The organism is Dyella sp. OK584 (genome assembly GCF_057787755.1).
Genome location: NZ_CM173542.1, coordinates 3,556,322 through 3,578,688, shown reverse-complemented (window position 1 = coordinate 3,578,688; position 22,367 = coordinate 3,556,322). Strand labels below are relative to the sequence as shown.

Below are 22,367 nucleotides of genomic sequence, written 5' to 3'. Positions count from 1 at the left end.
CAAGAATGTTACCAGCGTGGTTCTGTTTTCGCCAAGCCCCCGGCCAGGTGTTCGCTCAGGGCAATAACCGGCTCAGGTCGTCGTGCAGCACCTGACGGCGCCAGCCCTCCAGAAACTCGGGCCATTGCGCTGTCACCACATATTCTTCCAGCGCCTTGCGCGGACACAGGAGCCCGGGGGGCAGGTCGAGTTCCGTGGCGCGCGCGTCAACGCGAACCTTCATCGCAGTCAGGGCCTTCTTGGCTTCGCCTTGCGGGGATTCGAGAATGGACGCGGTGTCCGCCACTTCCGTGGCATCCACAGGCCGGCCAAGCATCGCCAGCAGTTCGCCGCGCTCTGGCGAACGGAGCGCGCGCTGGCCGCGTGTGCGCTGCTCCAGTTCACTGGCGGAGGCAGGTGGCTTCTGCGCCAGGCTCATCACTAGCGCGTCCTCGAGCAGCCAGGGGCGAGGGCGGTCAAGCGTACGTGCGGTGTGATCACGCCAGAGCAGGATGCGGCGAAGCAGGGCGCGTTGTTCCGGCTGCCACTCAGACGCGCTGCGGAACGTGCGCTGGGGCTGAGGGTCGCCTTCGCGATAACAGGCGCGTTGCTTGAGTCGTTCGCAGTCTTCGGTGTGCCAGGCTGTGCGGTCTTTTTGCGCGAGGCGTTCGGCGAGCTGTTCGTGGACGGACTTGAGATAAACGACGTCCAGGGTTGCATAGCTGCGCTGCGATTCGGTCAGGGGACGCTGCAACCAATCGGAACGTGTCTCGCCCTTGTCCAGGTCGGCGCCCGCCAGCTCTGCCACCAGCGCCCGGTAGCTGATGCCCAATCCCATGCCGACGAAGGCGGCGGCAATCTGTGTGTCAAACAGGTGGTGCGGGCCGTGCGGCAGAAAGGCCGACAGTGCTTCGAGATCCTCGCTCGCGCTGTGCATCACGGTCACCGCGTCGCCATCGCCAATCAGCGGGCGCAGCGCATCGTCGATCTCGAAGGCCAGCGGGTCAACCAGCGCGTAGCGTTCGTTCCATCCCAACTGGATCAGTGCCAGCTGTGGATAAAACGTATTGCGCCGCATGAATTCGGTATCGAAGCCCAGCGCGGCGTCGCCAGGTAAGGCGGCCAGCCACTCTTGCAAGGTGTCACGGTGATCGATCCATATGGCGTCGGGCGCCAGGGATGAGTGTGGATGCATGTGTCTTCCTGGCGATGCGGAACGCGCAGTCGCGCATTGTCCTGACATCGGTTTGTGCCTAAGGTTAAGTCGTGCACCATAGCAGGCCGCCCAAGGACGCCCAACATGCCCAGCAAGGAAACCGTACGTCGACAACGCACCTTCGGTGGGTCCGTTGGCGTGTTCGTGCTTGCGCTGGCGCTGGTCTATCACTTCTTTCCGCGGGTGTTCCACGTCGAGCCATCTACCTTGGCATCGCGCCGGGCGATGAACCTCGGCCCCGTTTCGTCAGCGGCGCCTGCTTCGGTGGCGGCGGCGCCGGGGCCGTCCGAAATAGATGCCGGGCCGCCGCTCACTTTGGCGCCTACCGAGGTCATCGTGGCCAGGCTTGGTGACAAGAACGCCAACTTGCCCCAACAGCTGAGCGCCGACACGCCTGAGGTCGAAGCGTTGCTCACCCGCGCCGGCAAGGCGCTGCGTGCAGGCCAGTTGGCGGGCGACGAGAACAGTGCCGCTTCACTCTACGAGCAGGCGCTCAAGGCAAAGCCGGACAGCCGTCGTGCTGCCCAGGGTCTCTATGAAGTGCGGGCACGCATGGTGGCCGAGATCAACCAGAATCTGGCAGTTGGCGACGCCGATTCGGCCAGCGACCTGCTCGGTACGCTCAAGACCATCCCCGACTCGGGTGATGACGTGGCGCAGTTGCAGGTCAAGCTGAAGACACTGGCACAGGCACGTCCTCTGCTGGCCAAGGCGGCAACTTTGCTGCAACAAGGCAACGTGGATCAGCCCGCGGGGAACAATGCCCTCGAGCTTTATCGTCAGGTCCAGCAGCTGGACCCCGGCAACGCGGTAGCGGAGCAGGGTGTCTCCCAAGTGCAGCGCGCCGTGCTCGACCGCGCGCTCGCCGCGGTGGCGCAGAACGATTTCAAGAATGCGGACGAGGCCCTGACCGAGGCCACCCAGATCTCTCCCGACTCGCTGGCGCTGCGCGATGTGCGGACACGTGTCGACAGCATGCGACAGACGCGAGCCACCGGCTTGCTGGGGCAGGCCCGTTCAGCGCTCGACGCCGGCAACCTGACGCTGGCCCAGCAGCTCGCCGATCAAGCCAAGGCCATCAGCTCCGATCTTGCCGGCCTGGCGGATTTTGGCGAGCGTCTGACCAATGCGAGGCTGTACGCCAGCTACAAGCCGGGGCAGGTCTTTACCGACCGCTTCGTGGACATGCCGGGACAGACGCCTTCCATGGTGGTTGTGCCCACAGGTAGCTTCCAGATGGGCGCGCCCGATAGTGAAGAAGGCCACGCGGATGCCGAGACACCACAGCACGACGTGACCCTGACCAAGGGCTTCGCGCTGGCTCGCACGTCCATCACGGTAGGACAGTTTCGCGAGTTCGTGCGGGCCAGTGGCTATCAGCCGGACTCGGTGAAGCTCGGCGGCGCCAGCATCTATGACGAAGGTACCGGCACCATGCGGGACGATGTCAATGCGAGTTGGCAAGACGATTATGTCGGCCACTCAGCGGATAGCCGGCTCCCGGTGGTCAACATTTCCTGGAATGACGCCAAGGCCTATGCAGACTGGCTCAGCCAACGCACCGGCAAGACCTATCGATTGGCCAGCGAAGCGGAGTTCGAATACGCCTTGCGTGGCGGCACCTCGACCCGCCACTGGTGGGGTAACGGCGCGCCATCCTCCAAGGTGGAAAACCTCACCGGCGGCAGCGACCGTTCTCCGAGCGGCCGGCGCTGGAGCAATGCCTTCACCGGCTATCGCGATGGTTATTGGGGGCCTGCACCGGTCATGAGTTTTTCGCCCAATCCATTCGGCCTGTACGACATCGACGGCAATGTCTCTGAGTGGGTGCAGGACTGCTGGCACGACAGCTACCTGCGCGCGCCTCGAGACGGTAGCGCCTGGGTCAATCCAGGCTGCGGCCTGCGCGTGGTGCGCGGCGGGTCATGGGGTAGTTCGCCGGACCAGGTGCGCTCGGCCTACCGCCAGGGGGCCGATGCCAGCGTGCGCAGTGGTCGTGTCGGATTCCGGGTACTGCGCGAGCTCTAAATGGCGGGGTTCGGCCGGGTCACAGCGGACCCAGGATGCGAGGGCGCAAGGCGCGTTCCCGCTTGTGTTGTTGCCGGTGCGAACCGTAAAATGACCCGCTTTCGTGTAAGGGAATCATCGACTTAGGGCGGAGAGTCCGGAGGGTGGCGGGGCGAGGTGCAAGAACGGGTTTGCCCGTTTGTTTCCTTGTAAATCCGATACTTACGGATATTTCCTCATAGTTGTTCTGATGCGAGAGTGGCGGAATTGGTAGACGCACCAGATTTAGGTTCTGGCGGTTAATCCCGTGAGGGTTCGAGTCCCTCCTTTCGCACCATCCCTTAGTGTTCTTTTGCTGGCGGCCGGGGGCCGCCAAGCGCCTTTGACGGGCGCTCTATATCGGTATTCCAGGAGACGTCATGCAGGTTTCGGTTGAAAACGTCGGCAAGCTCGAGCGCAAGCTCACGGTGAAGTTTCCCGCGGAGCGCTTCGAGTCGCAGGTGAGCGCACGCATTGCCGAGATGGGGCGCACGGTGCGTCTCAAGGGCTTCCGTCCGGGCAAGGTGCCGACTGCGGTGATCCAGCAGCGCTTTGGCGACCAGGTTCGTGGCGAAGTGCTCTCCGACCTCATCGGCAGCACGCTGCGCGAGGCCGTAGCCCAGGAAAACCTGCGCCCGATAGCCAACCCGTCGATCAATACCACCGGTCGCCCGGAAGACGGCGAAATTGCCTATACCGCCACCTTCGAGATCATGCCGGAGTTCCCGGAAGTCGACGTCGCCAAGCTGGAAGTCGCCCGCCCGGTGGCCGAAGTCTCCGACGCCGACATCGAGAAGATGATCGAGACCCTGCGTGCCCAGCGCCGCAGCTTCGACCCGGTCGAGCGCGCCTCGGCTGAGGGCGACTTTGTGATGTTCGAGTATTCGGCGCAGGTCGGTGACTACCGCTTCCCGGCCGAAGGCCTGGAGCGCGCCGGTAGCGTGCTGGGCTCGGGCAACCTGTTCAAGGCCCTGGACGAAGTGCTCACCGGTCGCAAGGCTGACGATGAATTCGATGCCGACGTCGAGTTCCCGGCCGATTTCCGTAACGAAAGCCTGGCCGGCAAGACCGCCAAGTGCCAGTTCAAGATCATCAAGGTGCAGGAGCCCAAGCTCCCGGAAGTGGACGCGGAGTTCGCCAAGTTGTTCGGCATCGTCGATGGCGACCTGGAAAATTTCCGCAAGGAAGTGCGCGCCAACCTCGAGCGCGAGCTGAAGGCCACCCTGATGGCCCGCCTGAAGTCCGAAGTGGCCGAGAAGCTGGCCAATGCCTACCCGGATCTGGACGTGCCGAACGTGATGGTTCAGTCCGAGGCCCAGGGCCTGGCCCAGGGCAGCGTGCCCCGCGGCCAGCAAGTGCCGCCGCAGCTGATCGAGGCTGCCTCGCCGATCGCGCGCAAGCGCGTCATCGCGGGCCTGCTGATGGGCGAGATCGCCCGTAAGCAGGCGCTCGTGATCGATCGCACGCGCGTTGCCGAGCAGTTGGCCGCCATTGCCTCGACCTACGAGGAGCCGGAGAAGGTCATTGAACTCTACAACCGCGATCCCCAGTTGATGTCTGGGCTGCAGAACCGCGTGATGGAAGATCAGGTCGCAGAGTGGGTGGCAGATCACGCCAGCACCACCGTGCAGAACCTGGGCTTCGACGAGGTGATGCGCCCGGTCAGCGCCTGAGGCATCCTTCAGGTCAATTAACCGGAGAGCGATAAGCATGGCTATGGACCAGATCCAGAACCTCAACCTGGTACCGATCGTCGTCGAGCAGACCGCCCGCGGCGAACGCTCGTACGACATTTACTCGCGCCTCCTGAAGGAGCGCGTGATTTTCCTCGTGGGCGAGGTGAACGATCAGGTCGCCAACCTGCTGGTCGCGCAGATGCTGTTCCTTGAGTCCGAGAATCCGGACAAGGACATCCATCTGTACATCAACAGCCCGGGTGGTGCCGTCACCGCCGGGCTGGCGATCTACGACACCATGCAGTTCGTCAAGCCCGACGTCAGCACCATGTGCATCGGCCAGGCCTGCAGCGCAGCCTCGCTGCTGTTGATGGCTGGCGCCAAGGGCAAGCGGTACTCGCTGCCCAACTCGCGCGTGATGATCCACCAGCCGTCGGGCGGCGCCCGCGGCCAGGCTACCGACATCGAGATCCAGGCCCAGGAAATCCTGTACCTGCGTCGCCGCCTGAACGATATTTACGTTGAGCACACCGGCCAGCCGCTGGATAAGATCGAGCGGGATATGGAGCGCGACCGCTTCATGAGCGCCGAGGCCGCTAAGGAATACGGTCTGATCGACCAGGTCCTCGACCGTCGCGCGGTCGAAACGGTGAAATCAGCCTGATTTCAGGCACCTGGTACCAGGTTTGCAAGGGGTTCCGCGTCTCGCTGCAGACGCGGAACCCTGTGCTATTCTCAAACCGCAATCGATTTATCAGCAGGATCCAGGCATGAGCGACGACCGGCAGGGCCGTTCCAACGACAGCGGCAAGATTCTCTACTGCTCCTTCTGCGGCAAGAGCCAGCATGAAGTGCGCAAGCTGATCGCGGGTCCTTCCGTGTTCATCTGCGACGAATGCGTAGAGCTGTGCAATGACATCATCCGCGAGGAGCTGGAAGAGAAGGCCGCCTCCGGGCGCAGCCAGCTGCCCAAGCCCCGCGAGATCATGGAAACGCTCGACCAGTACGTGGTCGGCCAGACCCGCGCCAAGAAGGCGCTGGCAGTGGCTGTGTACAACCACTACAAGCGCATGGAATCGCGTCAGAAGAGCGATGAAATCGAGCTGGGCAAGTCCAACATCCTCCTGATCGGTCCCACCGGTTCGGGCAAGACGCTGCTTGCCGAGACGCTGGCGCGCCTGCTCAACGTGCCGTTCACCATCGCCGATGCCACCACGCTCACCGAAGCGGGTTACGTGGGCGAGGATGTGGAAAACATCATTCAGAAGCTGCTGCAGAAGTGCGACTACGACGTCGACAAAGCGCAGTCCGGCATCGTCTATATCGACGAAATCGACAAAATCTCGCGCAAGAGCGAGAACCCGTCGATCACTCGCGACGTGTCGGGCGAAGGCGTGCAGCAGGCATTGCTTAAACTGATCGAAGGCACGTTGGCTTCGGTGCCGCCGCAGGGCGGACGCAAGCATCCGCAGCAGGAATTCCTGCAGGTGGACACCAAGAACATCCTGTTTATCTGCGGCGGTGCGTTCGCGGGTCTGGAGAAGGTGATCCAGCAACGTTCCGAGACCGTGGGCATTGGCTTCTCGGCCGAGGTGCGCAGCAAGGAGCGCAGGGAGAACCTGGGCAAGTTGCTGGCTGATGTGGAACCCTCGGATCTGGTGCGCTATGGCCTCATTCCGGAGTTTGTCGGTCGCCTGCCGGTGGTTGCCACGCTCGACGAATTGGATGAGCCGGCGCTGGTGAAGATCCTTACCGAGCCGCGGAACGCCGTCACCAAGCAGTTCAAGAAGTTGTTCGAGATGGAAGGCGTGGAGCTGGAATTCCGCCCGGAAGCCCTTCAGGCGATCGCTCGCAGGGCACTCAAGCGAAAGACTGGCGCCCGTGGCCTGCGCACCATCCTCGAGCAGGTGTTGTTGGACACTATGTACGAGCTGCCGTCCCTGGAGCATGTCAGCAAGGTGGTGGTGGACGACGCAGTGATCGACGGTCAGGCTGAGCCCTACCTGATTTATCGTGGCAATCTCAAGCAGCCGCGCGCGGCTGGTGAGGGCGGCGACGCAGCCTGATCGCATTTTTCGCGCGACACAGATCACGTGATGGCCTCGGCAAGTCTGCCGGGGCCATTTCGTTTGCGTCGTTTGACATGCACTTGTGTGCATGACCGTTTGCCACCACTTGACGTACAGATGGCCCCGGCGCAGTGTCGGGGCAAAAGACGATATTCATCCACGAGAGATTCTCTTCGATGGCAAAGAACGCCCCTATTCCCCAGGTCACTGGAGTCGCACTGGACGCTCTGCCGGTGCTGCCGTTGCGTGACGTGGTGGTCTACCCTCACATGGTCATTCCGCTGTTCGTCGGACGTGACAAATCCATGCGTGCGCTGGAGCGCGCGATGGAGGGCGAGCGCCAGATCCTGCTGGTGGCCCAGAAGAGCCCGGACATCGACGATCCCGCGATCGCTGACCTGCACGAAATCGGCACGGTGGCCGGCGTGTTGCAGCTGCTCAAGCTTCCCGATGGCACTGTAAAGGTGCTGGTCGAGGGGCAGTCGCGTGTCTCCATCGAGAAATACAACGAGGACGGCGGCATGCTTACCGCCACCTCGCGCATCATCGAGCCGGTGTACAGCAACAAGGAACGTGAGCTCGACGTGGTGTCGCGCACTCTGGTTTCGCTGTTCGAGCAATTGGTCAAGCAGAGTCGCAAGCTGCCGCCCGAAGTGCTTGCCACGCTGTCTGGTATCGATGATCCCTCGCGCGTTGCGGACTCTATTGCCGCACACCTGTCAGTGCGCATGGCAGAAAAGCAGAAGGTGCTGGAAACCGCCGATGTCGGTCAGCGCCTTGAGCTGCTGATCGGCCTGGTCGATGGCGAGATGGATTTGCAGCAGGTGGAGAAGCGCATCCGTGGCCGCGTGAAGTCGCAGATGGAAAAGAGCCAGCGCGAGTACTACCTCAACGAACAGATGAAGGCCATCCAGAAGGAACTCGGCGAAAGCGAGGAAGGCCCCAACGAAATCGAAGAGCTGCAGAAGAAGATCGAGGCCGCCGGCATGCCCAAGCCGGTGCTGGCCAAGGCGCGCCAGGAGTTCGGCAAGCTGCGCCAAATGTCGCCGATGTCGGCCGAAGCCACGGTAGTGCGCAACTACCTCGACTGGCTGGTCGGTGTGCCGTGGAAGAAGCGCAGCAAGGTCCGCAAGGATCTCCAACTGGCGCAGGAAGTGCTCGACGCCGACCACTTCGGACTGGAGAAGGTCAAGGAGCGCATCCTTGAGTACCTTGCCGTGCAGCAGCGCGTGAACACCATGCGTGGCCCGATCCTGTGCCTGGTCGGTCCGCCGGGTGTGGGCAAGACCTCGCTGGGTCAGTCCATCGCCAAGGCCACCAACCGTAAATTTGTCCGCATGAGCCTGGGTGGCGTGCGTGATGAGGCCGAGATTCGCGGACATCGACGCACCTATATCGGCTCGATGCCGGGTCGGATCGTGCAAAACCTCAACAAGGTTGGCACCAAGAATCCGCTATTCGTGCTGGACGAGATCGACAAGATGTCGATGGACTTCCGCGGCGACCCCTCGTCGGCGCTGCTGGAAGTGCTCGATCCGGAGCAGAACCACGCGTTCAACGACCACTACCTCGAAGTCGATTTCGACCTCTCGGAGGTGATGTGGGTTGCTACCGCCAACTCGCTCAATATCCCCGGCCCGCTGCTGGACCGTATGGAAGTGATCCGTATCCCGGGCTACACCGAAGACGAGAAGCTGGGTATCGCGCTGAAGTACCTGCTGCCCAAGCAATTGAAGGCCAACGGTCTCAAGCCGGAGGAGCTGAGCGTCGATGGGGAAGCCATCCGTGACATCGTGCGCTACTACTCCCGCGAGTCGGGTGTGCGTAACCTCGAGCGTGAGATCTCCAAGATCTGCCGCAAGGTGGTGAAGGAGTTGACGCTGGCCCAGGTGAGCAAGAAGAAGACCGATGCCAAGAAGGCATCTGTGGCCGTAAAGACGGCCAAAGCTAAGAAGGCGATCAAGGTCGACTCTGCGAATTTGGAACATTATCTGGGTGTTCGCCGCTTCGATTTTGGCCGCAAAGAGCTCCAGAATGAGGTCGGTCTTGTCACTGGCCTGGCCTGGACCCAGGTGGGCGGCGAGCTGCTCAGCATCGAAGCCTCGGTGGTCCCCGGCAAGGGGCGTCTGGTGAACACCGGGCAGCTCGGCGACGTGATGAAGGAGTCCATCCAGGCGGCGCTTTCGGTCGTGCGTGCGCGTGCCGATCGCCTGGGTATCGATCCGGAGTTCCACCAGAAGTTCGACATCCATATCCACGTGCCGGAAGGCGCCACGCCCAAGGACGGTCCCAGTGCGGGTATTGCCATGGCCACGGCGCTGGTGTCGGCCTTGACCAAGGTGCCGGTGCGCTCCGAGGTGGCGATGACCGGTGAGATCACCTTGCGTGGGCGGGTGCTGCCGATCGGCGGTCTCAAGGAGAAGCTGCTTGCGGCGCATCGCGGTGGCCTCACCACGATCATCATTCCCGAAGACAACAAGAAGGATCTTGCGGATATTCCGGACAACATCACCAGCTCTCTCGACATCCATCCGGTGCGCTGGATCGACGAAGTGCTCGATATCGCCCTGGAGCGTCCGCTGCAGCCGCTGCAGGCGAGCGATGGCGAAAGCAAGCCGAAGGTCGAGGCACCGCTGGACGATGCGCAGGACGATTCCCAGGAGTCGTACACGCGACCTCACTGATCCGTGATGGCTATCACCGAAAAACGGGCGGGCAATCGCCCGTTTTTCATATCCGGGTCACATCGTGATCGTGGCATCCGCTTAGCGTTTCAGTGCGCACTTTGCAAGCGTTCTGGAACCATGCTGAACCTTGCGAAGCCTTGGTATTGCTTGTCATTGCGGACCCTGGGGGCCACTGGTATAAAGGCGACACCGCAGCCTGACGCCGAGCACGATGCGCAGTGATGCGGGGTTGCTTGGCGGCGCCGGGATGCTCAGTCATCCAATGGCGTCGTCCAGTCCCAGACTGACTACGCGGGCTGCATAACCGTTTAAGGGAGTGTCTCAATGAATAAAACCGATCTGATCAACGCCATTGCCGAAAAGGCCGAACTCACCAAGGCTGACGCCGGCCGTGCTCTCGAAGCTTTCTTCGAGACCGTGCAGAAGGCGCTGAAGAAGGGTGACGATGTGTCGGTGGTGGGCTTTGGCACCTTCACCGTGCGCAAGCGCGCTGCTCGTACCGGCCGCAACCCGCGCACCAATGAGACGATCAAGATCAAGGCCTCGAAGGTTCCGGCGTTCAAGGCTGGCAAGACCCTCAAGGATGCCCTAAACTAAGCGGCTACTTGCTTAGTTTCGGGTGCTTAGCTCAGCGGTAGAGCGTCGCCCTTACAAGGCGAGGGTCGTAGGTTCGATCCCTACAGCACCCACCAGAAACATGCGGAGCGGTAGTTCAGTCGGTTAGAATGCTGGCCTGTCACGCCGGAGGTCGCGGGTTCGAGTCCCGTCCGCTCCGCCACAGTTCGCAAGGGCGCCCGAGTGGCGCCTTTGCTATTTAAGCGCCGCGCACAATGGTGCGCCGAACAACGAAATAGCCGGGAACAATCCATGCTGCAGGCAATGCGTAACAAGCTTCACGGATGGCCTTCGATCGTCATTCTGGGCATTTGCGTTTTCGCTATCTCGTTCTTCGGTATCGAGTCGTATTTCAGCTCGCGGACCGACACCTACGTGGCGATGGTCGGCAAGCACGAGATATCCCAACGGGATTTCCAGGACCGCATGAACGATGCGCGTCGAGACGCCATGGCTCGCATGGGCGACCGCTTCGATGCGGCGCTTTTCGAACAACCAGAGACGAAGCGCCAGATTCTCGATCAGCTGATCAACGAGCAACTGCTCCGACAGGCGAACGACGCGCTGGGTATGAAGGTGTCCGATCTCGCGTTGCGTGACCGCATCGCCGGCGCGCCGCAATTCCAGGTGAATGGTCAGTTTGATTCGACCACCTACCGCGCGATCCTCGCTGCGCAGAACATGACGCCAGGCATGTTCGAGAGCGGCCAGCGGGCATCGCTTGAGCCGGGTCTGCTGCCGCGGGCGATCATTGCTAGTACGATCGTTACCGAGGCAGACATGGACCGCTACCTGGGGCTGCTCTACCAGCGCCGCGATCTGCGCTGGTTTGCCATTCCCCGTCCGGCGGTCACCGACACCACTGTTTCCGATGCTCAGCTGGAGGCCTACTACAAGGACCACCAGGCCGACTTCATGAGTCCGGAGCAGGTCTCGCTCAAGTACATCGACGTCAACGGGGCAAACCTCAAGATCGATGCCCAACCGAGTGAGGATGAGCTGAAGAAGCGTTACGAAGACCAGAAGCAGCGCTTCGTGCAGCCGGAGCAGCGCCTGGTATCGCACATTCTGGTCAACGTGCCGAAGAACGCCACGCCGGACCAGCAGAAGGCAGCGCTCGCCAAGGCCGAGAAGATTGCCGGTGAAGCTACGCCGGACAATTTCGCCAAGCTCGCAGGGCAGGATTCGGACGACCTGGGTTCCAAGCGCGCTGGCGGTGACCTGGGCTGGCTGGAAAAGGGTGTTACCAACCCAGCGTTCGACTCGGCGCTTTTTGCCCTGCAAAAGGGGCAGGTTTCCAAGCCGGTGCTGTCGGACGAGGGCTACCACGTGCTGTGGTTGCGCGATGTGCGCAGTGGTGAGGCCAAGCCGTTCGCCGAAGTGCATGATCAGATCGCCAAGGATTATCTGACCACCGAGCGTGACCGTCAGTACAGCGAACTTGCCGGCAAGCTCACCGACCAGACTTACCAGAATCCCTCGTCGCTGGAGCCCGCGGCGCAGACGCTGGGCTTGGCGATTCAAACCTCAGGGCTGTTCTCGCGCAAGGGCGGCGAAGGTCTTGCCGCCAATGCCAAGCTGGTCCAGGCCGCGTTTTCTGATGACGTGCTCATGCAGGGCAATAACTCCGGCTTGATAGATCTGGGTTCTGATCACGCCGTTGTCGTTCGTGTGGACAAGCATTTGCCCGCGGCAGCGCGCCCGCTCGCTGAGGTGCGCGATCAGGTACGTCAGAAGGTTCTTGACGAGCGCATTGCTGCCGAATCGCAGAAGAGCGCGGACGCCTTGCTTGCCCGCTTGCAGAAGGGAGAGGACATGCAGGCCGTGGCCGCCTCGGCAGGCGCTGCCGTGCAGACGCTGCCCGATGCGATTCGCATGCTGCAGGGCGTATTGCCGGAAGTGTTGCAGCAGGCGTTCCTGCTTCCGCATCCGGCGACCGGCAAGCCGCAGTTCGCCCGCGTCGCCACGCACGATGGCAACTATGCACTGGTAGCGGTGGACAAGGTGCAGGACGGGGATCTGTCCAAGGTCACATTCGAGCAGCGCGATGCATTGCGCGGCGAGATGTCCCAGGCCTACGGCATCCTTGCCACGCAGGAGTTCCTCGACGCGCTGAAGGCGAAGACCGAGATCAAGATCGCAATGGATCGCATGTAAATCTGCGCGACAAGCGAAATACCTGGAAGGGACGGCTTTTGAAGCCGTCCCTTTTTCTTTGGCTAGCATCAGATCGGCTGGATGCAGGCCCCCGAGTGCACCTGGATGTCGAAATCGTCCCAATGCGCAGCCAGGGCCGAGAACAATTGATCGAATTGTGCATCGTCAGCCACGTCGCAGGGCAGGACGGATGATGTCGGAGCCGAAGGTATTGGCAGCCTCATCGACGCGGTCTCCGAGGCGTTCGTTCTGACAGGTGAAGGCGAGCTGCGCGCCCTCGCGATGCATCGCATTGGCGATTCCCCAGACAATCGAACGCTGGCTGGCAATACCGACGATCAAGACAGGTTTGCCGTGCAGAATCCCAAGCGTCCGCCGGGAACGTACAGGTGCGCGCCTTTCTGGCGAGATAGATTCCGTTCAACCGTCGAAGGCGCACGCCTGACGCCGCGGCACCAGGCGTACGGACTAGCCCGGTGCGCTGATCTTCAGCACCTGGCCGGGCTTTACGCCGGCGCCTTGCAGATGGTTCCACAGCTGTAGCTGTTTGATGTCGAGCGAGTATTGACGGGCAATGCTCCACAAGCTTTCGCCGGATTTGACCGTATGGGTTTTGCCGGCGGACGCACGCTGCTTCACTGATGAGGCTGTCGCATCGGAATCATCCGTTGTCGCCCCGCCGAGCGCTGCACCCAGTGGTGGGAGTAAGGCGGTGCCAGACACATACTGTGCGGTATCGTTATTGTCGGCCAGCAGTGAGCTGCGGAACTGCTGCACCCGGTTGCTCGGCAACAGTAGGTAGGGAGAGGCATGAGAGTCGATCATGCCATTGCGGAAAGCTGCATTGAGGTCCTTGAGCTCATCCGACGACATGCCCGCGTGATTGGCGGCATGTGCAATCGGCATGGAGTTGTCGATGCTCACGGCGACCAGCCGCTGCTCGGAAGGCAGCGTGGGCAAGCTCACATTGAAGCGTCCGGGATCCCGAATGACACAGGCAATGGCCAATAGCTTCACCAGATGCTCGCGCGTCACCGCCTTGACGGGCATCTTGGGAATCACCGGAGATTCGGGTGGCGTGCCATGCTGGCTCACTATCCGCTTTATACCGAATTCGCCGGCGTTGAAGGCATAGTCGACCATTCGCCAGTCGCCAAGATCATCGTGATAGCGGCTTAGTAGCGCCATGATGGCGTCGGTTGCCGCAGGGACGTCCAGACGTCCATCGAAGTTCTTGTCGACGCGGATGCCCAACGAATTGGCGGTGGTAGGCATGATCTGCCACATGCCGGCAGGCATGTTCTTGCCGCCGGGGATCGGCCGATACTGGCTTTCTACCCATGGCAACAGTGCGAACTCACCGGCTACATGGTGTCGGGCGGCGATCTGTTGCACATAGGCTATGCGCGGTGCCGCCGCTGCGATCTGGCTTTCGAAGCGTTCAGGGTTTTGTGTGAAGCGGCGAGCCCAGCCGGTGATCCCGGGATCTGCATCGCAGTCGGCCATCTGGAAGCTGCCACGCAGCTGCTCCCACATGCCATTGCTGTTATCGCTCGGCATGGCAGGGCCGCTGATCGAGCGCGTGATATCACGAACAGGCTCAGGCTTCGGCGCCTGCACCGTGGGAGGCTGCGGCTTCTGGCCGGGTGCGGTGACGCAAGCGGCCAACAATATCGACATGGCCAGTGGCAGAGGGCGTAAGTGACGAGTACTCATCCGCGGAAAACATCCTTGTTGGCGCGCAAAGCAGCGAATCGCGCGACCCGGTCGCCGTCAATGCCGTGGCGCTGGCTCCATTCCATGACGCCTTCGCTGTCTGTGCGAAGGAAGGGATTGGTCGCCCGTTCCGTGGCCAGCGTGACGGGCAGACTGGGCATGTCATGTGCGCGCAGCGTAGCCACTTCCTGCTGGCGGGCGGTCAGCGCTGGATTGCCCGGTTCGATCGTCTGCGCAAAGCGGCCGTTGGCGGCCGTGTACTCATGTCCGCAGCAGACCAGCATATTGCCGGGCAGAGACGCCAGACGGTCGAGCGATGCCAGCATCTGCGCCGGCGTGCCTTCGAACAATCGGCCGCAACCCATGCTGAAAAGCGTGTCGCCGCATAACAACACGCCTTCGCCCTCATAGGCGATATGCGTCGTGGTGTGTCCTGGAACCGCAACGACTTCGAATCGGGCGCGCGGCTGATCCAGCTGCACCATGTCCCCATCGCTTACACGATGCGTCGCTTGCTCAATCCGCACATCGTGCGGGGCATAGACCGGCACCGCATGGCGGGCCAGCAACGCATCGGTGCCGCCGATATGATCGTGATGATGATGGGTCAGCAAAATGGCGCGAAGCTGCAGCGCGCGCTCCTTCAACGCAGCCTCGACCGGAGCAGCATCACCCGGATCGACCACGATCGCCTGGCCAGCTTCATCGTGCAGCAGCCAGATATAGTTGTCGGCAAGCGCCGGTAACGGTACGACGTGCAAGGAGATCTCCTCCGCGGTATTCGTATCGACTGACGCAGGCATCCTTGGCTTGCGCGAGGTGGCCGACTATAAAGCGGCGGGCCGGCGCACTCGTTAGTGAGACGTTAATCGCCAGTTAGCCTGTTCAGCCTTGTGGGCCCGTTCGTGGTCCGCCTGCAAACCAGGACACGTTACGTACGGGCAGCCGGTACACTGTCGGTATCGATAGGACGGGGCCGCCCACGCATGTCTCAGCGTGACCAAGACATCTATTCAAGCGCCCCCTTGCGCAGCTTGCTGGCCGAGGAGACGGTGGCGCTGGTGCCGGGGTTGCAGCGTTGCAGTGGCACGCACGCGCTGCTGGTCAGTGCGACGCGGGGAGACACGCCGCCGGTATTGCCCCTGCTAGGTAATTGGACCCGGCTGAACATGGAGGGTGGGCGTTATGCCGGTGATCTGCATGCACGCAGCGACGAGCCACTGCCTTTCCTGGATGACACCTTCGATCTGGTCTTGCTGCGCCATGCATTGGAAGTGGTGACCACGCCGCGGGACCTGCTCGAGGAAGCGTCACGCGTGTTGGCGCCAGGCGGCGTGTTGGCACTGACAGGTCTGCATCCGTTTAGCGCCTGGTTGCCATGGATGATGTGGCGCACCGGTGGGCGCGCCCCTGCGATGCATTCGCCGATCCAGCTGGAGCGGTGGGTGCGGCGTATCGAGCTGGATATCGAACGCGTGGAGCGGGTGGGGCGCCTTTGGCCCAGCAGCAGTGTCGGTCTCGATTCGGCGCATGTCTTTGGCGGTGGCTACCTGATGATTGCCCGCAAGCGCCGCCGCATGGCCACGCCTATTCGCCTGAAGCCCAAGGCTGTGCCCGCCACGGTCAACGTGGGGCTGGCTCCGGGAGCTCGACGCAACATTGCGTCCTGATTTTCTGATTTTCGACAGGTGACAATGACTGAAGTGCAAGCATTTACCGATGGCGCGTGCCTGGGCAATCCCGGGCCGGGCGGCTGGGCCGCACTGCTTCGCGCCAAGGGAACCGAGCGCATGCTCGCGGGTGGCGAAGCGGCCACGACCAATAACCGAATGGAGCTGATGGCGGCGATTGCTGCACTAGAGGCGCTGACGCGTCCATGCAAGGTCGCGCTTACTACCGACTCGCGATATGTCATGCAAGGCATCGAGGAATGGGTGCCCAAATGGCGTGCCAATGGTTGGCGCACCGCCGACAAGAAACCGGTGAAGAACCAGGACCTGTGGCAGCGTCTGTCCGCCGCGGTAGAGCCGCATCAGGTACGTTGGCATTGGGTACGCGGGCACAATGGCCACGTCGAGAATGAGCGCGTCGATGTGGCCGCGCGCGAGCAAGCCGAGCAGTTCAGGAGCAACGCATGAGGCAGATTGTGCTGGATACCGAGACCACGGGTCTCGAAGTTCGCCAGGGACATCGGCTGATTGAAATTGCCTGCGTGGAGATGGTCGAGCGACGCCCGACAGGGCGCCATTACCAAACCTATCTCAACCCTGATCGTGCGATCGACGAGGGCGCACGCCAGGTCACCGGTATCGAAGACGAGTTCCTGCTCGACAAGCCACATTTTGCCGATGTGGTGGAAGAGTTTCTCGCCTTCATCGATGGCGCCGAGCTGATCATCCACAACGCCACCTTCGACGTCGGCTTCCTCGATGCGGAGCTGGCACGTTTGGGTGAGTCGTACGGGCGTATCGGCGATCGCTGCAGCGTGCTCGATACGCTGATGATGGCGCGCGAGCGCTATCCGGGCCAGCGCAACAGCCTCGATGCCCTGTGCAAGCGCCTTGGCGTGGACAACTCCGCACGCGATCTCCATGGTGGCCTGATCGACGCGCAGCTGCTGGCTGAGGTCTATCTGACGATGACCTCGGGCCAGGTCGTGCTGGATCTCGGCTTCGAAGGTGCGCAGGAGCAAGGCGCGACGATAGCGTTGGCGCCACTGGTGCTCGATCGTCGTCCGCGTGTATTGCGCGCGAACGATGAAGAAAGTTCAGTACACGAGCGCCGCCTCGATGCGCTGGACAAGAGCGCGGGCGGGCCGAGTGTCTGGCGTCGCGATCAGACGCCGACACTCAACTGAGGCCTCAGCGGCTCAGTTGATGCGGGCGAGGATGGTCGTAATGTTGTCGCTGCCGCCGCCGTCCAGTGCGGCGAGCAGCAGATGCTCGACACACTCCTGTGCCGAGAGGTCTTGACGGGACACGATGCTCGCGATGGCGGCATCGCCGACCTCTTCGGTGAGCCCGTCGCTGCACAGCAGGAAGCACATCCCCGGTTCGAGCCGGTCTCGCGCCATACCGATATGCAGTTGCTCGGCTGCGGTAATGCCCAATGCCTGTGTGATCACATTGCGCTGTGGATGGCGTGCCGCTTGCGCGGGATCGAGGGTGCCCGCTGCTACCAACTCTTGCACGAGCGAATGATCGTGACTGACCTGGCGAAGGGATTTCTGCCAGAGGTAGACGCGACTGTCGCCAACCCACACCACTTCGTAGCCGTCCGGATGCAGACGCAGCGCGGCGATGGTGGTACCCATCGGGCGCGGATCGTTGAAGCCGCGACTGTGTTGGATAAGCCGCTCGTCGGCAGCGCGCACCGCTTCCACCAAGCTGTGGCCGCGAGCGACCAGGTCGGCAACCGCATCGCGTACTAGAGCGGCAGCTACCTCACCGTGCTGGTGGCCGCCCATGCCATCGGCCACAAGAAACAGGCCAAGCGATGCGTCAGCGTAGTAGGTGTCTTCGTTGCGCGTGCGGCGCAAACCGACGTGCGTTCCGTGTCCAAACTCGATCATGGGATGCCTGGTGTGGCGGGTCGGGAGGAGCATGACGGATGTGGTCGGGATGCGCAAAGAATCGCAGAGCAAACGATGTGGTTGAAGAGGCCGTCCAGCGCTCGGGCGGTGGGATTGTTCGGTCCATCCATGGACCGAAACCCTCCGCGCTTGCGCTTTGCGGGGCCAGCCTTCGGCTGTCCAAATTTGTTCCAGATAAATATGTCGAACCCACGGTACGCTTACACGTACGCCCGATTTCGAGTAGAAAATCCAGTGTTTCGGGCGAAATCGGGTGCCCCGTTTGCTACGGTAAACCCCTGTGTGACAAAGGCTTGCGTTGCGAATGAGCCCTGTTGGTCAGGGATGCCCGAGCTTGCGGGCGACTCCGGGGTGCCCCCCGGCGGCATGGGTCCGTCCACGTATCCTTGCATATCCACGATATCTATTTCCAAGAAACGCATCGATTTCCGACGTGCCACGCTGGACGCGTTGTCTTTGCCGCCGCAGGGCAGCGTAATGAATATCAGGACGTCCAAGCCCCCGGAGCTGCGGCTACGAGTTACAGCGACCGGACAAAAACGTTTTGCCTGCGCCGCAAGATCAACGGCCGTGCCACTCGGGTGACGCTCGGCATTTAAGATGCCGAGCAGCGATCAGCAGCTCATGATAATGGTGGAGCAAGCTCGTAAGGGTGCCATCAAAGCCATGGCCACGGCCGTGAAGGGCATCAATTCTAACGAGGCGAAACGCGCGCGCCGCATGAAAAACCAGACGCTTAGGCGCTCCGCTGCTGTCTCACTAGATGGAAGAGTGCGAGACGCGTACACCATGAAAGAGGCCCATATCACAATGGCTGCGGTGACAAAGCAATGCCTAACCTTTTTCCAAAGATCGATATTTCCGCTGTTCATTTCGATGTCCCCGAGAAATCGATGGGTACGCTTCCTCAGATCACATTGCTTGAGTTGAAGTCATAACCAAATGACAGCGCTTGTCGTTATCGCTTCGATCAAAATCGACCGTGCCAGCAAAGGTATGCACCCAGCGCGTGGATGCATCAGGGTGCTCAGCAAACAGTGATTGGTCTATCTGGTATTGCGGATAGCGCAGATCGGCCATATCCACAAGCGTGTCAAAGGCACTCATTGTTGTCATCGGCGCCGCGCGATTCGCCAGAGCGTGGTTCCACTGCTCGGGATGGGCATTACGCCATGACTCGGAAGCCCACACATACAAGGGAACCTCATAAGCTTCCCGGATGTCGTAATGTTCGCTTCTTCCGTCACATTCGCCTAGCTTTACGCCGTGGTCGGCGACATAGAGCAACGCATTCTGGCCAGGTAAAGCCTGAAGTTCAGAGAGAACCTGCCCTAACAACGCATCCGTGTGTCGAATACTGTTGTCGTACGCATCCGGGAACACGTTGAAAGACGCCGGATATCGCTTCTCGAATTCCTCATGGCTCCCAAACAAGTGCAAGACGATGAATCTATCACTGCCGTTGTCAGAGAGCAGAGCGCGAAATTTGGGGATGAGCTCTTCATCGTACGGAATGATGCCAAAGCGACTTAGGGTGCGAGAGAACCATCGTTCATTGGCGTACCTTGCATAAATGGAAACCGGGCTATCGTCGGTGCCAATGGCGGCCTGGTTGCTCAACCAGAAGGTTCGATAACCTGCCGCCCCAAAGAGGCTCACGAGGTTTGGCGAGGTCCGAGTGTTCGGAACGAGCCTGTCTCGCTTAGCAATGATGACTGGCACGGCATCCACGGTCTGCGGATAGAGCGTGACCACATTCGAGAAAGCTGCCAATCCTGCCACCTGTTCTACGACAGGCGTGGTTGGACGTGCATACCCGAATATTCCGTGTCGATCCCGGCGTGCACTTTCTCCGATGACCAAGACAATCGTGCGTGGACTGCCCGCACCAGCAAGCTTTTGCACCGTCACCCTGCTGGAGTCAGCGGCGTTTCGCTCAACATCTGCGAAAGTTTTCAATTCGCTCTGCGCCTGCACACGACCCGCGATAGCGCTCCATGGAAACGAATCACGAAAATATTGGTTCGCCGCAGTCGCCGTAGACTGCTTCTTGAGGCTTGGTCCCGCCACCGCAATCAATGGAATAGCCAGCGCGCAGATGCACGCGATTCGAGGGCCATTCTTCTCGAATATAGGGCCACGCATCCGGTACACGATCATAAAGAGGCCGGCGGTAACGATCACGATCCAACTGATCAAGGGCAGAGCGAAAGCTGAGAGATACTCCTTCGCCTCAAACCAGCTGCTGTCGAGAAGGATCAGCCAGAGACTTGCTCCTGGCGCCATGCGGTAAATGTGTTGGTAGTAAAGGACCGCAGGCAAACACAAAAGTAAGGGATATAGCAGAACTGCGACGACTCTACGTCGATTGATCAGCGCCAGTACGCACAGCCAAAGCGGTAGACCGTGGAGAAGGCCTAAAGAGGTTCTGGTAAGCGAAGGGAGAACAGCCAGACTTAAAATGACGGCAAAGGCGATTCCTCCGGAGTAGGTTTCCTTGGGGCATACATCGCCCGCAGTGACGCTTGAACGCCTCTGCTCCATAAAACTTCTTCAGTATGACTAGCGTCGATGACCCAAACTGTATGCATGGCTTGGGTCGTCGAATATCGGACAAATCCGAAAAGCAGGACATTTAAAGCAGGTCGAACAAGTGGGTGTGACCCACCCCCGGAAAACTGGGCCATCGTAAAGTAGAGACTTCGCCACCATGGGCCCCCGTAGCCAACGAGGAGTCAGGCAGTGAAGAAGTCACGGTTTACCGAAGAGCAGATCGCCTACGCGCTCAAGCAGGCCGAGCTGGGGATGACGGTTGGCGAGATCTGCCGGAAGATGGGCGTGGCCGAGGCCACGTTCTATGTCTGGCGCAAGAAGTACGGCGGATTGGGGCCGTCAGAGCTGAAACGGCTACGCTTGCTGGAAGAGGAAAATCGCAAGCTCAAGCAGCTGGTCGCCGACCTGAGTCTGGACAAGGCAATGTTGCAGGAGGTGGTGACAAAAAAGCTCTGAGGCCTGCCCAGAAGCGCACCTGGATAGGCCGGTTGTGTGAGCGCTTCGGCGTCAGCGAACGATGCGCATTGCGGCTCATGTCGATGTCGCGTTCGAGCTTTTCCTACAAGGCCAAAGCGCGTGACTGCAGCGTCATCCGCATGCGAATGCGCGAGATCGCGTTGAACCGTGTCCACTACGGCTGTGAGCGGGTGTTTGTCATGCTGCGGCGTGAGGGATGGCGCGACAACCACAAACGGGTTCATCGCATTTACAAGGAAGAAGGCCTTTCCCTGCGGCATTGCCGGCCTCGTCGCAGCCGTAGTGCCCGTCGTCGGCAACCGATCAAGGTAGCTACAGCACCCAACGCGCTGTGGGGAATGGACTTCGTCAGTGATGCCCTGTTCGATGGGCGTCGTTTTCGATCGCTGACGGTGGTGGATCACTTCACCCACGAGTGCCTGGACATCGTGGTGGATCAGTCACTGCGTGGCGAGCACGTGGCGCAGGCGATGGTCAGGCTGGTGGCACAACGTGGCAAGCCTGCGGCGATTAAGGTGGACAACGGAAGCGAGTTCGCCGGGAAGGTGATGGATCGCTGGGCCTACGAGAATGGCGTGGAGCTGGACTTCTCCCGACGCGGTACGCCGACCGACAACGCGTTGGTAGAAAGCTTCAATGGACGGCTTCGGCAGGAGTGCTTGAACGAGCACTGGTTCTTGTCGCTGGAGGATGCACGGAGCAAAATCGCAGCATGGCGGCGCTTCTATAACGAGGATCGTCCCCACTCTGCACTGGCATGGAAAACACCTGCCGAATTCGCCCGAGAACACGGGTCCCAAGCGAATTCACAGGAGCCGTAACAGGTCGGATTCTCTACCGACTGTTGGCCTAGAAAACGGGGGTGGGTCAACAGGTCGGATTCTCTACCGACTGTTGGCCTAGAAAACGGGGGTGGGTCAAGGTGACCCTGGGCTCTAATTCGCTCCGCTACTGAAAGCGGGGGTACGTCGGCCGTCCACTAAATCCTGGCAACTCCATTCTTGACTTCGCACCAAAAAGTAACGTTCTTCATTCGTGACACGAATGCAGGCTTTTTCCGCTCAAGGGTCGCCCCGTTTTGATATCCGTGATGAGAATCGTGGCACCAGAATGTATCGCGAACATAGCATTTCTGGCCGAATAGATGTTCGGCCCTTCTGCTGTCATAGATACGTTCGGAGCCAAGTTTCTACCACTGGCATCCATTACTTATAACTTGTAAGTGCCGTGTAGGGTGACACACCCGCTCAGTAGAAACGCGACAAACAACGCGATAACTATCTTCATTGACATCGTTCTCGAGCAGCAGAACAAAACACGACAAAAGTGAATCTCACAGAACGCAAACTTCTGCTCTCGAGTACATTTGACAAAACATGCTGCTGAGCCGTTTGTTCACATCCCGCTTTGGTGCAACAGTGCCAGGAAGGCATGCTGGTGGCTTAGGGGCATGTTGACGCTTACAAATTCCGGCTGCCGAATCGTCAAAATCAGACGTAAATCCGTCTGCCTCCATGCAAAGACTTGAGAGCACATTATCGTTCGTGGTCATGCTTGGCGCCTCTCGGAACGGGGCGCGAGGAG

The 22,367-nt window shown here is 60.7% G+C and carries 18 protein-coding genes and 3 tRNA genes; 14 read left to right on the top strand and 7 right to left on the bottom strand.

The features are described from left to right. Positions 1–55: 55 nt before the first annotated feature. On the bottom strand, positions 56–1,174 hold the full coding sequence (rnd, locus tag AC3CBN_RS16165) for a ribonuclease D (protein ID WP_488634013.1): 1,119 nt from the start codon (positions 1,172–1,174) through the stop codon (positions 56–58). A gap of 105 nt (positions 1,175–1,279) precedes the next feature. On the opposite strand from rnd, the gene AC3CBN_RS16160 reads away from it, so the two are divergent. From AC3CBN_RS16160 to AC3CBN_RS16115, 10 genes are all read left to right on the top strand, one after another. Continuing rightward, positions 1,280–3,223, top strand: a complete 1,944-nt coding sequence (locus AC3CBN_RS16160) for an SUMF1/EgtB/PvdO family nonheme iron enzyme (RefSeq protein WP_488634012.1) — start codon at positions 1,280–1,282, stop codon at positions 3,221–3,223. Positions 3,224–3,454: 231 nt separating this feature from the next. Beyond that, positions 3,455–3,539: transfer RNA gene (locus tag AC3CBN_RS16155), tRNA-Leu, on the top strand. A gap of 82 nt (positions 3,540–3,621) precedes the next feature. Then, a complete protein-coding gene (tig, locus tag AC3CBN_RS16150; RefSeq protein ID WP_488634011.1) occupies positions 3,622–4,914 on the top strand; it encodes a trigger factor in 1,293 nt (430 codons plus the stop codon). 37 nt (positions 4,915–4,951) lie between these two features. Then, entirely contained in the window at positions 4,952–5,581 is a 630-nt protein-coding gene (gene clpP, locus AC3CBN_RS16145) for an ATP-dependent Clp endopeptidase proteolytic subunit ClpP (protein WP_488634010.1), read from the top strand. A gap of 106 nt (positions 5,582–5,687) precedes the next feature. Then, positions 5,688–6,983 (top strand): ATP-dependent Clp protease ATP-binding subunit ClpX, encoded by a 1,296-nt coding sequence (gene clpX / locus AC3CBN_RS16140; RefSeq protein WP_488634009.1) that lies wholly within the window; start codon positions 5,688–5,690, stop codon positions 6,981–6,983. A gap of 179 nt (positions 6,984–7,162) precedes the next feature. After that, positions 7,163–9,670 carry an endopeptidase La gene (gene lon / locus AC3CBN_RS16135; RefSeq protein WP_488634008.1) on the top strand — a complete coding sequence of 836 codons (2,508 nt, stop codon included), beginning with the start codon at positions 7,163–7,165 and terminating at the stop codon, positions 9,668–9,670. Between the two features lie 327 nt (positions 9,671–9,997). Further along, positions 9,998–10,270, top strand: a complete 273-nt coding sequence (locus AC3CBN_RS16130; protein WP_019465590.1) for an HU family DNA-binding protein — start codon at positions 9,998–10,000, stop codon at positions 10,268–10,270. Between the two features lie 20 nt (positions 10,271–10,290). After that, a tRNA-Val gene (locus AC3CBN_RS16125) sits at positions 10,291–10,365 on the top strand. Between the two features lie 9 nt (positions 10,366–10,374). Continuing rightward, positions 10,375–10,451 (top strand) — tRNA-Asp (locus tag AC3CBN_RS16120). Positions 10,452–10,540: 89 nt separating this feature from the next. Then, positions 10,541–12,445, top strand: coding sequence for a SurA N-terminal domain-containing protein (locus tag AC3CBN_RS16115; protein WP_488634007.1), 1,905 nt, complete (start codon positions 10,541–10,543; stop codon positions 12,443–12,445). A 68-nt stretch (positions 12,446–12,513) separates the two neighbouring features. Here the strand turns inward: AC3CBN_RS16115 and AC3CBN_RS16110 are convergent, their stop codons facing one another. From AC3CBN_RS16110 to gloB, 4 genes are all read right to left on the bottom strand, one after another. After that, positions 12,514–12,669, bottom strand: a complete 156-nt coding sequence (locus tag AC3CBN_RS16110) for an SDR family oxidoreductase (RefSeq protein WP_488634006.1) — start codon at positions 12,667–12,669, stop codon at positions 12,514–12,516. Next, entirely contained in the window at positions 12,611–12,787 is a 177-nt protein-coding gene (locus tag AC3CBN_RS16105) for an SDR family oxidoreductase (RefSeq protein WP_488634005.1), read from the bottom strand. The genes AC3CBN_RS16110 and AC3CBN_RS16105 overlap by 59 nt, the downstream gene beginning before the upstream one ends. Before the next feature lie 126 nt (positions 12,788–12,913). Then, positions 12,914–14,161 (bottom strand): LysM peptidoglycan-binding domain-containing protein, encoded by a 1,248-nt coding sequence (locus tag AC3CBN_RS16100; protein WP_488634004.1) that lies wholly within the window; start codon positions 14,159–14,161, stop codon positions 12,914–12,916. Further along, positions 14,158–14,922, bottom strand: coding sequence for a hydroxyacylglutathione hydrolase (gene gloB, locus AC3CBN_RS16095; RefSeq protein WP_488634003.1), 765 nt, complete (start codon positions 14,920–14,922; stop codon positions 14,158–14,160). The genes AC3CBN_RS16100 and gloB overlap by 4 nt, the downstream gene beginning before the upstream one ends. Before the next feature lie 225 nt (positions 14,923–15,147). Here gloB and AC3CBN_RS16090 point away from each other — a divergent pair, with 225 nt between their 5' ends. From AC3CBN_RS16090 to dnaQ, 3 genes are read left to right on the top strand one after another with little or no spacing between them, the layout of a single operon-like run. Then, on the top strand, positions 15,148–15,831 hold the full coding sequence (locus tag AC3CBN_RS16090; protein ID WP_488634002.1) for a class I SAM-dependent methyltransferase: 684 nt from the start codon (positions 15,148–15,150) through the stop codon (positions 15,829–15,831). Positions 15,832–15,855: 24 nt separating this feature from the next. Beyond that, positions 15,856–16,299: a ribonuclease HI gene (gene rnhA / locus AC3CBN_RS16085; protein ID WP_488634001.1), complete on the top strand. Its 444-nt coding sequence runs from the start codon at positions 15,856–15,858 to the stop codon at positions 16,297–16,299. Next, positions 16,296–17,018: a DNA polymerase III subunit epsilon gene (dnaQ, locus tag AC3CBN_RS16080; RefSeq protein WP_488634000.1), complete on the top strand. Its 723-nt coding sequence runs from the start codon at positions 16,296–16,298 to the stop codon at positions 17,016–17,018. Before rnhA ends, dnaQ begins: the two co-directional genes overlap by 4 nt. Positions 17,019–17,030: 12 nt before the next feature. Here the strand turns inward: dnaQ and AC3CBN_RS16075 are convergent, their stop codons facing one another. Both AC3CBN_RS16075 and AC3CBN_RS16070 read right to left on the bottom strand, forming a co-directional pair. Further along, positions 17,031–17,732 (bottom strand): PP2C family protein-serine/threonine phosphatase, encoded by a 702-nt coding sequence (locus AC3CBN_RS16075; protein ID WP_488633999.1) that lies wholly within the window; start codon positions 17,730–17,732, stop codon positions 17,031–17,033. A 933-nt stretch (positions 17,733–18,665) separates the two neighbouring features. Next, positions 18,666–20,297 (bottom strand): phosphoethanolamine transferase, encoded by a 1,632-nt coding sequence (locus AC3CBN_RS16070; protein ID WP_488633998.1) that lies wholly within the window; start codon positions 20,295–20,297, stop codon positions 18,666–18,668. Between the two features lie 198 nt (positions 20,298–20,495). Between AC3CBN_RS16070 and AC3CBN_RS16065 the strand changes: the two genes are divergently transcribed. Then, a protein-coding gene (locus tag AC3CBN_RS16065; RefSeq protein WP_488633476.1) for an IS3 family transposase occupies positions 20,496–21,604 on the top strand; the annotation gives its coding sequence in 2 pieces (ribosomal slippage) (positions 20,496–20,748 and positions 20,748–21,604; 1,110 coding nt in all). The last annotated feature ends 763 nt before the right edge of the window (positions 21,605–22,367 follow it).

What these genes read in the sequence shown, in the direction of transcription:
- rnd (WP_488634013.1), bottom strand. Translation starts at nt 1,174, where the DNA reads ATGCATCCACACTCATCCCTGGCGCCCGACGCCATATGGATCGATCAC.
- AC3CBN_RS16160 (WP_488634012.1), top strand. Translation starts at nt 1,280, where the DNA reads ATGCCCAGCAAGGAAACCGTACGTCGACAACGCACCTTCGGTGGGTCC.
- tig (WP_488634011.1), top strand. Translation starts at nt 3,622, where the DNA reads ATGCAGGTTTCGGTTGAAAACGTCGGCAAGCTCGAGCGCAAGCTCACG.
- clpP (WP_488634010.1), top strand. Translation starts at nt 4,952, where the DNA reads ATGGCTATGGACCAGATCCAGAACCTCAACCTGGTACCGATCGTCGTC.
- clpX (WP_488634009.1), top strand. Translation starts at nt 5,688, where the DNA reads ATGAGCGACGACCGGCAGGGCCGTTCCAACGACAGCGGCAAGATTCTC.
- lon (WP_488634008.1), top strand. Translation starts at nt 7,163, where the DNA reads ATGGCAAAGAACGCCCCTATTCCCCAGGTCACTGGAGTCGCACTGGAC.
- AC3CBN_RS16130 (WP_019465590.1), top strand. Translation starts at nt 9,998, where the DNA reads ATGAATAAAACCGATCTGATCAACGCCATTGCCGAAAAGGCCGAACTC.
- AC3CBN_RS16115 (WP_488634007.1), top strand. Translation starts at nt 10,541, where the DNA reads ATGCTGCAGGCAATGCGTAACAAGCTTCACGGATGGCCTTCGATCGTC.
- AC3CBN_RS16110 (WP_488634006.1), bottom strand. Translation starts at nt 12,669, where the DNA reads ATGAGGCTGCCAATACCTTCGGCTCCGACATCATCCGTCCTGCCCTGC.
- AC3CBN_RS16100 (WP_488634004.1), bottom strand. Translation starts at nt 14,161, where the DNA reads ATGAGTACTCGTCACTTACGCCCTCTGCCACTGGCCATGTCGATATTG.
- AC3CBN_RS16090 (WP_488634002.1), top strand. Translation starts at nt 15,148, where the DNA reads ATGTCTCAGCGTGACCAAGACATCTATTCAAGCGCCCCCTTGCGCAGC.
- rnhA (WP_488634001.1), top strand. Translation starts at nt 15,856, where the DNA reads ATGACTGAAGTGCAAGCATTTACCGATGGCGCGTGCCTGGGCAATCCC.
- dnaQ (WP_488634000.1), top strand. Translation starts at nt 16,296, where the DNA reads ATGAGGCAGATTGTGCTGGATACCGAGACCACGGGTCTCGAAGTTCGC.
- AC3CBN_RS16075 (WP_488633999.1), bottom strand. Translation starts at nt 17,732, where the DNA reads ATGATCGAGTTTGGACACGGAACGCACGTCGGTTTGCGCCGCACGCGC.
- AC3CBN_RS16070 (WP_488633998.1), bottom strand. Translation starts at nt 20,297, where the DNA reads ATGGAGCAGAGGCGTTCAAGCGTCACTGCGGGCGATGTATGCCCCAAG.